Raw genomic sequence first — 11,871 nt, forward strand, 5'->3', positions numbered from 1 at the left:
GATGATCCTCGGGAAGCCAATCCCGAAGCGAGGGCGGCAGGAGAAGCGACTGGTCCGGCTCGTAGCGTCGAAAGTCTCGCGGCATGGCTCACTCTAGCGAGACTCACCCCTCAATGGCCCTCTGCCGCGCAGACTCCTAGGGAGCTTTCCGGGCGAATGGTCGTGCTGACGTGTGTCCGATAACCTGCCACATCCTGGAGGCGATCGGTGGACGGGCGCCGCCGCTGTCGATCCGCATCCGAGGTTTCCATTGAAAGAAGCCCCCCTCCACTCCGCCGATGATCTTCCGAGGATCCGTTTTTCGTGGCTGCTGAGGCTGCGTTGGGCTGCGGCGTTTGGCCAGATGTTGGCGGTCGGTGTCTCACGCTGGGGATTCGACCTGCCGTTGCCCCTTGCGCCGCTGGGCGCGCTCATCGCGGCGACGATCGTGAGCAACCTGGCAGCGCTCGTGTGGCTAGGGCGCGGCGGCGAGGCATCAGATGCCCACGCGGGTTCCTTGCTGGCACTCGACCTGGCCATCTTGACGGGGCTTCTCTACTGGACCGGGGGCCCCAGCAACCCCTTTACTTTCCTGTACCTGGTCAATCTCACGCTCGCAGCGGCCGTCCTGCCGGGGCGTTGGACGTGGGGGCTGGCTGCGCTCTCCGTGGCAGGTTTCGGTCTTCTGTTTACCGGCCACGTCCCGATTGCGGAGTCTTCCGCTTCGCACGCTCAACACGGTGGCGAGGATTTCCAGCTGCATCTCTATGGGATGTGGCTCGCCTTCACGCTGACGACACTGCTGATCGCGTTCTTTGTCTCCAAGGTCTCCGGTGAGCTGCGCCGCCGTCAGGCGGAGCTTGCCCTGGAACGGGAGCGCAGCGCGCACGTAGAGCGCCTGGCTTCGTTGGCAACCCTTGCGGCAGGTACGGCACACGAGCTCGGGACCCCGCTCGCGACCATCGCCGTCGTCGCCAAGGAGTTGGAGCTGCGCCTCCATTCCGATCCCTCGAATGCTTCGCTGCCGGAGGAAGCCCGACTGATCCGATCGGAGGTGCGTCGGTGCCGCACGATTCTCGACCAGATGAGCGTCGAGGCCGGCGAAAATCCTACGGAAGCGCTCGAGACGGTCACGATGATCGAGCTCGCAACGGACCTGCGCTCAGAGCTGGAGGAAGCGCTCTCCTTGCGCCTCGAGGTCGAAGCGGATGAAACGAGCTTCCGCGCCCCCCGAAAGGCTCTTCTCCGCTCGCTCCTCTCCCTCGTACGCAATGGCTTCGACGCCAGCCCTCCGGAGGCGACGATCCACCTCATCGCCCGCCGGGAGGGGCCGAACCTGGTCTTCGTCGTCGAGGATCATGGCACCGGCGTTTCCGAAGAGCTGATGCACCGGATCGGCGAGCCCTTCTTCACGACCAAACCGGCCGGGCGCGGGCAGGGCCTGGGCCTCTTTCTTGCGCGAACGCTTGCAACGGAGTTGGGCGGCGCCTTGCGAATCGACTCCACGCCCGGGCATGGAACACGCGCGATCCTGGAACTTCCGGTCTCACTGGCTGAAGCCAGTGGCGCCCCGTCGTAGAAGCGATGTCGAGCAACGAAGCCCGGGCCCGTTCGGTTCTGGTCGTCGATGACGACGAGATCTTTCGCACCCGCCTCATGCAGGCGTTCGAGGACAGGGGGCTTCGCTCACTGGGAGCCAGCAATGGGGACGCGGCCCTCGAGATCGCCCGAAAGGAGATGCCGGACCTGGCACTGGTCGATCTCCGGATGCCGGGCATGCCGGGGCTGGACCTGACGATTGCACTCGCGTCGCTCGAGCCGCCCCCGCGGATCGTCGTACTGACGGGCTACGGCAGTATCGCAACCGCGTTGGAAGCGGTGCGGTGCGGTGCATCCCACTACTTGACCAAGCCCGCCGACGCTGACGAGATCCTGGTGGCGTTCGATCGCGATGCGAGCACAGCGGAGAAGCCATCGGAAGAGCCTTCGGGTGTGCCCTCGCTGGCACGTGCGGAGTGGGAACACATCAACCGGGTGCTCGCCGATTGTGGCGGGAACGTCTCGAAGGCGGCGCGCCTTCTGGGAATCCACCGGCGTTCCCTGCAACGCAAGTTGGCGAAATACCCGGCTTCGCGCTGACTCGTCTCGTCGTTCTGTTCGACGAGACGCACCTGCGACGATTTGCCGCATCCCGGTCCAGGATTTCTTCCGTTATCCGTGTCTCCTTCACGCCCCTGACGGGGCTTTCGCGAAGGAATCCAGACGGATGCGGAGAATCGCACGGAACGTGTTTGCCCTGGTCGTGACCAGCCTGCTGGTGTTTCCCCTGGCCAGGGCGGCCTTCGCTGCGGCAGACGATCCGATTCCGCCTGTCCGCCCAGCCACAGCCGAAAGCGAAGAGGCAGACCAGGCCGAGCTTTCCCCGATCGTGGTTTCGGCGGACGCGTTGGAAGGCCCCGACGAACACGTCGTAGAATCGGCGACCGCACTCCAGGCGGCTCCCAGCAGCGCCGAGCTGCTGCGGGGAACCCCGGGTGCCAACGTCAACACCAACGGGTCCATCACCCGTCAGGTGCACTACCGCGGAATGTTCGGAACGCGCATGAACGTGCGGGTAGACGACATGCATATCACCTCGGGCGGGCCCAACTGGATGGACCCGCCTCTCCACTACCTCCCCCGTCCGCAGCTCGATTCGCTGGTCGTCGATCGGGGCATTGCTTCGGTCAGCAGCGGCGCCGAGAGCTTCGGAGGAACCGTCCGCGGTCGCTCGAAGACGAGCGAATTCACCGAGAGCAGCGAGTTCGAATTCCACGGTGATCTCGAAACCGGTGTCAGTAGCGTGGACAACGGTTACTTCGGCGGGGGGCTCCTCTCGCTCGCGAACGATCGTCATCGCATGCACCTGATCGGTACCCGCCAGAGCGGCCACGACTCCGACTTCGGCTCGGGTCGTATCCGCTTTTCCGAGTACGAGCGTGACCAGTACGGAATCGGCTACGCGGCTCGCCTCGGTGACCACGAGCTCGGTTTCGACTACCGCCACAACGATACCGACCCCTCGGGCACGCCCGCGCTGCCGATGGACATCATGGAGGTGAATACGGAGATCGCCCGTATCCACTACGGAGGGACACTCGGAGAAACGGATCTTCGCGGCAGCATCTACTTCAACGACGTCGATCACCTCATGAACAACTTCGATCTCCGCACCGCTCCCGGCAATCCGGCGATGTTTCGCGAGAACCATGCGGAGAGCAGCGCCGGAGCCATCGATCTCGCCGCGACCTTCCTTGCGGGAGACGGGACCATGACGCTCGGTTTCGATGCCCAGCAAGCCCGTCACGATGCGATGGTCACGAATCCGAACAATCGGGTGTTCTTCGTCGAGGCCTTCAACAGCGCAGAACGCGACCACTACAGTGCGTTCTTCGAGTGGCGAGCCCCGCTCGGCGATCGCTTCGAGGTGGAGACGGGCCTCCGCTATACGCGCGTCGAAATGGATTCGGGAAAGGTCGATGCGCTCCCGGCCCAGCTGCTGATGATGCCCGCCATGCTCCGGAACCGTTTCAACGCGGCCGATCGCTCTCGCAGCGACGACAACCTCGATGGCGTCCTGAAGCTCCTCTACCACGTGACACCCGAGCTGCGCATCGAACTCGCTGCCGCCCACAAGACCCGCTCGCCGAACTACCTCGAGCGCTATCTCTGGATCCCTTCGCAGGCGACTGCCGGGCTCGCCGACGGAAACAACTACCTGGGCGATATCGGGCTCGATCCCGAGGAATCATGGGATGCGGAGCTCGGAGTGGATTGGCGAACGGAACGTTTCTACTTCTCGCCTCGGGGTTTCTACCGGCGCGTCAATGACTACATCCAGGGAATCCCTTCGACCGACATGGCCGTCATCATGGTGAGCACGGCCAACGGAGACCCGACCCCGCTCCAATTCGCGAATGTGGACGCGGAGTTCTTCGGAGCCGACGCTTCCTTCGGGGGCCGGCTCTTCGGGAACGTCCATCTGGATGGCGTCGTGAGCTACGTGCGCGCCAAGCGGCGTGACATCAGCGACGATCTCTTCCGCATCAGCCCGCTGAACGGAGCCCTCGCCCTGAGCTACCGGACGGATCGTTTCGATGCCAGCATCGGAACCGTTGCCGCCGCAAAGCAGCGCAAGGTCTCCACGACGAACGGAGAGACCCAGACCGGTTCATGGGCGATCCTGAATGTCTCGACGACCTACCGCTTCGCTTCGGGTACCGAGATCAGCGGAGGTGTGGAAAACGTGCTCGACAAGACCTACACGGACCACCTCGCCGGCTTGAACCGGATTGCCAATGGCGATGTCGCACTCGGCGCGCGCCTGCCCGGGCAGGGACGGAATTTCTTCCTCCGCATCGCCCAACGCTGGTAGACGTGCCCGACGCCACGGCCCAGGCTTCGTGAGCGGCCTAGGCGTTGTTGCGGCGCACGACGACCAGGGTCAAGCCCACGAGCCCCATCAGGACAAGGCTGGAGGGCTCGGGAATCGTGGCGATGGTGTGGATCTCGGTGTTGTCGATGATTCCGGTGACGAGGTCAGCGTTCGGCCCCCAGGCGTAGACGGGAACGTTGACACCGGAGTGATCCCAGCCGGGGAACCCGCTGCCGTTCCACGCCACGGTCGGAAGAACCCCGGCACCGTTGTCCGCAAGCACCTCGAGCCCGCCCGTTTCGTGGTCGGCCGTCACGATGATGAGGGTGTCGGTCCGGCCAGCCGCCCAATCGAGGACGATCTGGACCGCGTTGGAGAATTCGATCGCCGCAAAGACGGCGCGCGCGAGCCGATGCGGATCACTGGCGTCCTCATGTCCCGCCTTGTCGGTGTTCTCCTGCTCGACCATCAGGAAGAAACCGTTCGGATCGTTCTCGAGCACCGAGAGCGCCGAGGAGGTCATCTCGGTCAGGAAGGGCAGGGTGTCGTAGCCGAGGTCGAAGCCCTGGTCGTAATCCCATTCGTAAGGCATCCCTTCGGCGCTGGTTCCGAAGAGTCCGGCGAGCGGCCCAACCGTTTGCGGATTGATCGCCTGCAGGCCGGTCCGGTCGGTCACGACCGTGTAGCCTGCAGCCGCGGTGGCGACCGGATCCATCCCGTTCCCGCCACCGCCTAGCAACACGTCGGGCCGCGTGTCATTCAGGTATCCGGAGGCGATCGTCGAAGTCAAGGTGCGCGCGATCGCATGGGATCCGAATCCGGCGGGCGTGCCATCGGTGATGTACGAATTGGAGACGAGTCCCGTCGATTTTCCGCGGGCGGAGAATGTCTCGACCATGGTCTCGAGATTGGATTGGTCGCCGGGCGTCGCCACGCTCACCACGAAGTTGGAGACCTTCTGGCCCGTCGACATCGCGGTGGCCGCGGCCGCGGAATCGGTTGGGAAGCCGCCCAAGGTGACCGTACTCTCCGAGTCCGTGATCATCTGGGCCTGGTGGGGTGCCCCTTCGAAGGAGAGCGGAGCGCCTGCGTAGTAGGCCCCCGCCTTCACCTGCTCGGCGCCCATTCCGTCGGCGATCATCACGATCACGTTGAGAGGTGCCGCCGCGGCGAGACCGGCCGAGCCAAGCACCCACGCGACCAGGGCGATTCCCAGCAGGATCTTCCGCAACTGGATTCCGTTCGAAGTCAGCATCTTCACCTCCGGATTCGATCTACGCCGCAGCTGCAGCACAGCTCCCACGACTCCACGGGGTACGTGGTCGCGGAGGTCCTGGAATGTCAGCGAAAAGCGGAGAAATTCCGGAGGGTTCGGTCGGGGGGAGCGGCCGCTCCAGGGGCCACGCTGCGCAAGCTAGAGGCCTGGCCCCCCCGGGGGGGGGGGGGGAGGACTCTCCTTGTGTGCGGATCGATCGGCGCAGCGGGGAACGGAAGGGATGTCTCGTTCGAGCGTGCGTCCCACAAGGAAGCACCGAGCGCCCGGCAACAAAAGGTGCCGGCAGCGATTTCGTTCTGCAGCACCGCACACATGCCCAACTTGTCTAGCCCGCTTCGTCCCGTACAGCGGTCCCACTCCCGAGGCATGCCGAGGAAGAGTCGTTCGTCGAAGATCTACCGGCGCGGGCCTTCGGACTCCACCCACTTCAGTCGGGCGTTTCGACGTTGGGCGGTTACCCCAACGAGTGTGTTTGCCGACGCGTTTCGTGCTGGCCACCGATTCTCGAATCGCCTGCCCCGCGAACGCGTTGGCTGTGTACTATTCGGAAGCCGGTCCGTTGGGCCGCACATGGAGGATCGAGGATATGATGATGATTCGGGGAATCCGTGGAACCTTGTTGGGAGCCGTTCTGGGCCTGGGGCTCTTGGCGGCGCCGGCTCTCGCCGACAATGATGTCGGATGCGGGCTGGGCACGCAGTTCATGGAGGGCAAAGAGGGGCTTGTCCCTCACCTGATGGCGTCGTGCACGAATGGCATGACACTTCAGTCGGTCTCGCTAACGCTGAACATGTTCGGATGTGATGCGACTGGCACGGTGACGGCCGATGCGGAGCTGCGAAAGTTCGCCGCATCCAATATCGACCAGCTCGCGCGCGACGTCGCACGGGGTGATGGCGAGGCGCTGGCCGCCTTTGCCCACCTGCTGCAGGTGCCGTCGGCACAGCAGGCTGCCTTCGGTGCCTTCACCCAAGGCCACTTCGTGGAGCTCTTCCCGAATGCAAGCGTCGACTCGAATGAGATGATCGACGCCTTCTATCGGCTGCTCGACGAGCACGCCGCCCAGGGCTGAGAATCAGGCCCCTGGTGCCGGATGGCACCAGGGGCTTTCCCAACTCCCGAAGCTTCGCCGTGCAACGCGCCGCCCCGCTGATCCTGCTTCTTGCGCTGGCGCTGCCCGTCCGCGCCGATGTCGGCGCGGAGATCCTGCGCTCCCACCAGTTGGATCTTGTGGCTCACCCCACGTGGCAAGCCCTGCTCCACGTGCTGCGTGGCGAGAGTGAGGTTCCGGACGAGGATTTCTTCCTCACGGAAGATGGGCGAACGAACCCGGAAGGCGAGCTGGAGGCGACGCTCCGTGGGTTACTCGTCCCCGGATCCGAGGGGGACGACGCCGTCCACTGCCGCTTCCCGGCTCGCACGCGATGGCTCGTCAGCGAATTGGGCCTGGCAAACGAGCGCCTTCCCCAGGCGCCTTGCCCGGCCCTCGACGAGTGGCGCGAGAACCTCGCTCCTCGCGGCATCACGTTGATCTTCCCAGAAGCCTTCATGAACAACCCGGCTTCGATGTTCGGACACACCTTGCTGCGGCTCGACGTTGCGGATCCGAGTGCCCCGGAGAATCTCCTCGCCTACGCGATCGATTTCACGGCGAATTCCGGTGGCGATGCGGGTCCGGTCTTCATGGCGAAGGGAACCCTGGGCTTGTATCCGGGCTACTTCGGCTTGAACCCCTACTACAAGAAGCTCGAAGTCTACGCAGACTGGCAGAACCGGGACATCTGGGAGTTTCCCCTGGCATTGACCGCGGAAGAGGTCGATTTCATCCTCTTGCACCTCTGGGAACTCGACGACATCGAGATCCCCTACTACTTCTTCCGCCAGAACTGCTCCTACCAGCTGATCCGGTTGCTCGCGGTGGCGCGTACGGAGTTGGGTTTTCGGCACGGCTTTCCAGTTGCCATCATTCCGGTCGATACGGTCCGCGACGCGTTGGATGAAATCGGCTTGCTAGGCGATCCGAGGTATCGAGCCTCGCCCGCAACAGAACTTCGTGTTGCTCTAGCGGCACTGACGCCCGAAACGAGGGGCCTGGCATTGGCGCTTGCGGCAGGAGCCCTCGAACCCGAAGACGAACGGGTCGCCAGGCTTCCCGCCGAAGAACGCGGCGCCGTCCTCGGCGCCGCGTATGAAGCTCTCCGCTACACGTTCCTGCAAGACGATGACGGCGACGAGAGCGCACGCGATCGTTCCTATCGGCTGCTCGTCGCTCGGAGTCGGGCGGCCGCCGGTGGCCCACCCGCTGCCGCCGTGCCAGCCGCCCGACCGGACGAAGGCCACGGCACCGCGCTCGTCGGTCTCGGCGGAGGGGTCCAGGGCGATGAGGGCTACGTCGAGCTGCGCGTCCGCCCCGGCTTCCATGGGAGCCTCGATCCCTCCGTCGGGTTTCCTGGGGATTCTACAATCGGAGTGCTGGACACCCGACTGCGCTGGTTTCCGGGCTCGAAGCGCCTCCACCTCGAAGAGCTGGTCCTCGCCGAACTCCAATCGAACACCCCTCGCGATGCTTTCTTCAAACCGCTCTCGTGGGGCATGGAGACAGGGCTCCGCACTCGGCTCTTCCCCGACGACGACGACCTGGATCGACGCCACGTCTGGAGGACAGGCGGCAACCTCGGCATGACTTTCTCTCCGGGCGATGGCTTCTTCAAGGTCTACGGCCTGGCGGATCTGCAACTCGAGCTGGGCTCGGGCTGGGATCACGGTTGGGCGTTCGGCCCCGGGTTCGAGTTCGGCCTCGAACTCACCGAGCCGGCCGACCACTTCAAGGGGCGATTCTTCGTGCGCGGCAGACGCTTCGTGGCGGGGGACAGGGAGACGCATGTCACGGCCGGAATTGCTGGGCGTGTGACCCTCAATGCAAGGACTGCCCTTCTGGCAGAAGCCGCGCTGAACCGATTCGACCGCGACAGCTGGATCGACGGGAGCCTCTCACTCCAGTGGACGTTCTAGTCTGAGGTTCGCTCCGAAGCCCCCGCAGCCGACCGGGTATCCTGAACCGCGAGGACGCGGCCGCGCGGCTCAACGAGATCCTGACGGCGGCGGAATGAGCTGCCTGCGCGGCTGTACCATCAGCGAGGTGGCGGGGGTTCCTGGCGGATGGGGTTCACGCGCACGCCGAGCGGGCCACGGGGAATCGTGAGCCTCAACAAGCTGCCATCGCGTCGAACCTCGATGGGTGTCGACTCGCCCGCTCTTCCGGCGACGGTCAGCTCATGCAGGTCCGAGACAGCCTGGATTCGAGAGCCGGCGTAGCTTTCGAGGATGTCGCCGGGCTCCAGGCCGGCTGCGGCAGCCGGCGAGCCGGAGATCACATCGCCGATACCCAGCCGATTCGGCTGGCCCGATGCGAAGAGAGCCCAGTCCGAGAATTCCTCTCCGTATGCCTCTCTTGCAGCGACGAGTTCAGCCGAGAGGTCCCGGCTCTCGGTGGCGTAGCGGGGGGTTTGCATCCAGCCCTCGCGGGTCGCGCGATCGCGCAGGGCCAGGCGCCGCAGCTCTACATCGTCGCGGGTCTCGGCATAGGCTTCCACGTCGCGCTGGAAGAAACCAGCGGCCAGTAGCGCTTCCGGATCGAATCCCGACGCGGATCGTGATGCGCGTACCGGGTTCACCGCGCGGTGCGCCGGCCGGGTGCTCTCTCGCGCCGGAGCCAACGGTCGCTCTTCGAGCGCGGAGGCAAGCCTCTCTTCGAGTGCCGCGTGGCGGGCGACTTCCTCGTCGAGGCGCTCTGCGAGGCGATCGACTCGCTCGTTCAGGCGCTCCAGACGTTCCTCTTTCGCGGCGGGCACGCTGGGCGGAGGCTCTGGCGTCCCGTACTGCCACCCCGCACCGAACGCGAGGAAGCCGATCACCAGGCAGGCGAGGGCGGTCAGGGTGAGCGAGAGCCGAGGCATCAGATTCGGGAAGGTAGCCGCGGGATTCTTCTGCGACCTGCGGAGACCCTACGGCCAGCAGCCTCCGGTGAATAGGTGCGCCGCGCCCGCTACGCGTCCGGCCCCGGCCGGGCGGCGAGCGGGGCGATCACGCGCTCGGCGAAGAGCGCTTCGAAACCCGCGCTGTCCACCTCGAGGGCCACGTCGGCGTTCGGCTCACGCCCGGTCAGCCCGGCACGCAAGAGCGGGTTCAGGTAGGAGACCGTGGCGCCCGCGGTATGGTTGCCCTTCAGCTCGACGGCCACGAACGCTTCCCGGGAGTCCACGAGATCGGGCCGGAACGTGGCGGCTACGGCGAGTGAATCGTAGAGGTGGAGATCGTCGGCACCGAAGAGGCCCCGGCGCACCTCGATCCAAGGCACGACAGCGCGGCCGACGAAGCGTGCGAGTTCGGACGGGGCGGCCTCGAGACGTTTCACGGTGTCTTCGTGAAGGTGTGTCTGCTCGCATACGTCGAGGCCGACCATACGGATGGGTACCCCCGACTCGAAGACGCGATGCGCCGCCTCGGGATCTGCCCAGATGTTGAACTCTGCAGCCGGTGTGATGTTGCCGGGCACGGTGGCGGCTCCGCCCATCATGACGATGCGAGGAATCTTCTCGGCCAGGGAAGGCTCGCGATCCAGTGCGCGCGCAATATTGGAGAGCGGGCCAATGGTGACCAGCGTGATCTCCTCCGGATTCTCGAGCAGGGTCTGGACGAGGAAATCCACCGCGTGGGGGTCGCCGGCCGGCGGCGTGGCCGTTGGCACCAATCGTTCCAGCCCGCCCCGTTGCTCCAGCCATGCCAGCTGCAGCCGACGCTCGGGATCGAGCGGGCGATCCACGCCCGCGAGCACGGGAACATCCCTGCGCCCGAGCAGATCCAGCAGATGCACGGCGTTCGCGTAGCCATGATCCACCGGCACGTTGCCTTGCACGACGGTGAGCCCCTCCACCGCAAGTTCTGGTGAGTTCAGGGCCAGGAGGATGGCGAAGCTGTCCTCCGGGTCTCCGCCGGCCGAGCCCATGGCCGGATCCGTGTCGATGATGATGCGTGTGGTCGTCATGAGAACACGGTAACAGGCGGACCGACCGGGATTCGACTACAAGCAGAGGGCGCAACAGGTCCCTGGTATCCCGCCCGGGCCATTCGAGAGACGAGGGTGCTGCCATGCCGACGCCCAACATGCGGATCAGGGGGCTCCTCCTCGCGCTCCTGGTGTCTTCCGCTGCAGTGGCTGGGCCGGAGGATGTCCGCCCGGGCCAACCCTACTACTCGGACGACTTCGTGATCGAAGGGCTGGTCCGCGACATCGCGGCCGAGAAGAACTACGAAGAGGTCTACCAGTTCTTCCGCTACTACGAGGCCGTCTACGATGAGGCGAAGAGGGTCGTGACCTTTCGCGAGTACGTTCGCGGCGAACTCGCCCTCACCGAGGAATACTGATACAACCCGGAAGGAGCCCTGCGAGAGCGCATCGTGAAGCGGCCCGGGAAGCCTGACGAACGGACGAAGATAGAGGTTTTAAGCTGGGTATTCGCTCAATGACCGGGTAGTGGATGTTCCGTCAACTACACGTCGACGGGGGGATCCCCCTGTTGGGGTCGAGTAGGCGGCGTCCAGGTGATTCTCACCTCCCGCCGCAAACCGTTTCACGAACGTGATGACTTCCTCGCGCTGGGCTTGGACCCACTCGAGTTCGATCTCACGATGGTCAAGATCGGATACCTCGAGCCGGAATTCAGAGCGATGGCCCGAAACCACTTGCTCGTTCTGTCACCGGGGGCCGTGCATCCCAAGATCTCTTCGCTGGCCTACTCGCGAGTGGCCCGCCCGATCTTTCCCTCGGACGATGAATTCGGTTGGGAGCCGTCCCCTCAGATTTTTCGATCACTCGGTGATTTTGAGTGAGCCGAGAGACCGATTGACTCGTAGCACCTCGGGGAGTAGACGTGGTGGAACGTCTTACTCAATCGCCCCGAAGCGCTCCAGCACTTCAACAACCGCCCCCGTATCGACGACACCAGACGGTTCGCGCGATGTTACGGCCGGATGCCGCAATGCAACCCGCAGCGGCGTAAGGCCGCGGTCGTCGCGGTGATTCGGAGCTGCCCCGGCTTGGAGAAGAACCTCGGCGATCATTGGCTTGGCGAAAGCTGCAGCGACATGCAACGCCGTGCGACCTCCGAGCCCGGGCATGTCGACCTTCGCACCTTCTTCCAAC

The 11,871-nt window shown here is 64.8% G+C and carries 11 protein-coding genes; 7 read left to right on the plus strand and 4 right to left on the minus strand.

Annotation, left to right across the window (positions count from 1 at the left end):
• Positions 1-343 precede the first annotated feature (343 nt).
• The 3 genes from GY937_18485 to GY937_18495 all read left to right on the plus strand — a co-directional run bounded on the left by GY937_18485 (position 344) and on the right by GY937_18495 (position 4,393).
• Positions 344-1,558, plus strand: coding sequence for a HAMP domain-containing histidine kinase (locus GY937_18485; protein MCP5058693.1), 1,215 nt, complete (start codon positions 344-346; stop codon positions 1,556-1,558).
• 5 nt (positions 1,559-1,563) lie between these two features.
• The gene (locus GY937_18490) at positions 1,564-2,118 is read left to right on the plus strand and encodes a response regulator (protein MCP5058694.1); all 555 of its coding nucleotides are present in this window, start codon (positions 1,564-1,566) and stop codon (positions 2,116-2,118) included.
• Between the two features lie 127 nt (positions 2,119-2,245).
• Positions 2,246-4,393, plus strand: coding sequence for a TonB-dependent receptor (locus GY937_18495; protein MCP5058695.1), 2,148 nt, complete (start codon positions 2,246-2,248; stop codon positions 4,391-4,393).
• A gap of 37 nt (positions 4,394-4,430) precedes the next feature.
• On the opposite strand, the gene GY937_18500 is transcribed toward GY937_18495, so the two are convergent.
• Entirely contained in the window at positions 4,431-5,648 is a 1,218-nt protein-coding gene (locus tag GY937_18500) for a PEP-CTERM sorting domain-containing protein (protein ID MCP5058696.1), read from the minus strand.
• Between the two features lie 607 nt (positions 5,649-6,255).
• On the opposite strand from GY937_18500, the gene GY937_18505 reads away from it, so the two are divergent.
• Both GY937_18505 and GY937_18510 read left to right on the plus strand, forming a co-directional pair.
• Positions 6,256-6,741, plus strand: coding sequence for a DUF3015 domain-containing protein (locus GY937_18505; GenBank protein ID MCP5058697.1), 486 nt, complete (start codon positions 6,256-6,258; stop codon positions 6,739-6,741).
• A gap of 14 nt (positions 6,742-6,755) precedes the next feature.
• Positions 6,756-8,681: a DUF4105 domain-containing protein gene (locus tag GY937_18510; protein MCP5058698.1), complete on the plus strand. Its 1,926-nt coding sequence runs from the start codon at positions 6,756-6,758 to the stop codon at positions 8,679-8,681.
• Positions 8,682-8,800: 119 nt separating this feature from the next.
• On the opposite strand, the gene GY937_18515 is transcribed toward GY937_18510, so the two are convergent.
• Both GY937_18515 and GY937_18520 read right to left on the minus strand, forming a co-directional pair.
• Entirely contained in the window at positions 8,801-9,625 is an 825-nt protein-coding gene (locus GY937_18515; GenBank protein ID MCP5058699.1) for a PDZ domain-containing protein, read from the minus strand.
• Positions 9,626-9,714: 89 nt separating this feature from the next.
• Entirely contained in the window at positions 9,715-10,713 is a 999-nt protein-coding gene (locus tag GY937_18520) for a nucleoside hydrolase (GenBank protein ID MCP5058700.1), read from the minus strand.
• 104 nt (positions 10,714-10,817) lie between these two features.
• Between GY937_18520 and GY937_18525 the strand changes: the two genes are divergently transcribed.
• Both GY937_18525 and GY937_18530 read left to right on the plus strand, forming a co-directional pair.
• The gene (locus GY937_18525) at positions 10,818-11,093 is read left to right on the plus strand and encodes a hypothetical protein (protein MCP5058701.1); all 276 of its coding nucleotides are present in this window, start codon (positions 10,818-10,820) and stop codon (positions 11,091-11,093) included.
• A gap of 177 nt (positions 11,094-11,270) precedes the next feature.
• Complete coding sequence (locus GY937_18530; GenBank protein MCP5058702.1) at positions 11,271-11,558, plus strand: hypothetical protein; 288 nt, start codon at positions 11,271-11,273, stop codon at positions 11,556-11,558.
• A 54-nt stretch (positions 11,559-11,612) separates the two neighbouring features.
• On the opposite strand, the gene GY937_18535 is transcribed toward GY937_18530, so the two are convergent.
• On the minus strand, positions 11,613-11,871 hold a 259-nt coding region (locus GY937_18535; protein MCP5058703.1), incomplete at its 5' end, for a hypothetical protein.

It is taken from the genome of bacterium, assembly GCA_024228115.1.
Lineage (GTDB): Bacteria > Myxococcota_A > UBA9160 > UBA9160 > UBA6930.

Excerpts from the sequence above, each read along its gene's own strand:
- GY937_18520 (MCP5058700.1), bottom strand. The coding sequence starts at position 10,713 with ATGACGACCACACGCATCATCATCGACACGGATCCGGCCATGGGCTCG.
- GY937_18485 (MCP5058693.1), top strand. The coding sequence starts at position 344 with ATGTTGGCGGTCGGTGTCTCACGCTGGGGATTCGACCTGCCGTTGCCC.
- GY937_18495 (MCP5058695.1), top strand. The coding sequence starts at position 2,246 with ATGCGGAGAATCGCACGGAACGTGTTTGCCCTGGTCGTGACCAGCCTG.
- GY937_18525 (MCP5058701.1), top strand. The coding sequence starts at position 10,818 with ATGCCGACGCCCAACATGCGGATCAGGGGGCTCCTCCTCGCGCTCCTG.
- GY937_18515 (MCP5058699.1), bottom strand. The coding sequence starts at position 9,625 with ATGCCTCGGCTCTCGCTCACCCTGACCGCCCTCGCCTGCCTGGTGATC.
- GY937_18500 (MCP5058696.1), bottom strand. The coding sequence starts at position 5,648 with ATGCTGACTTCGAACGGAATCCAGTTGCGGAAGATCCTGCTGGGAATC.
- GY937_18490 (MCP5058694.1), top strand. The coding sequence starts at position 1,564 with ATGTCGAGCAACGAAGCCCGGGCCCGTTCGGTTCTGGTCGTCGATGAC.
- GY937_18505 (MCP5058697.1), top strand. The coding sequence starts at position 6,256 with ATGATGATGATTCGGGGAATCCGTGGAACCTTGTTGGGAGCCGTTCTG.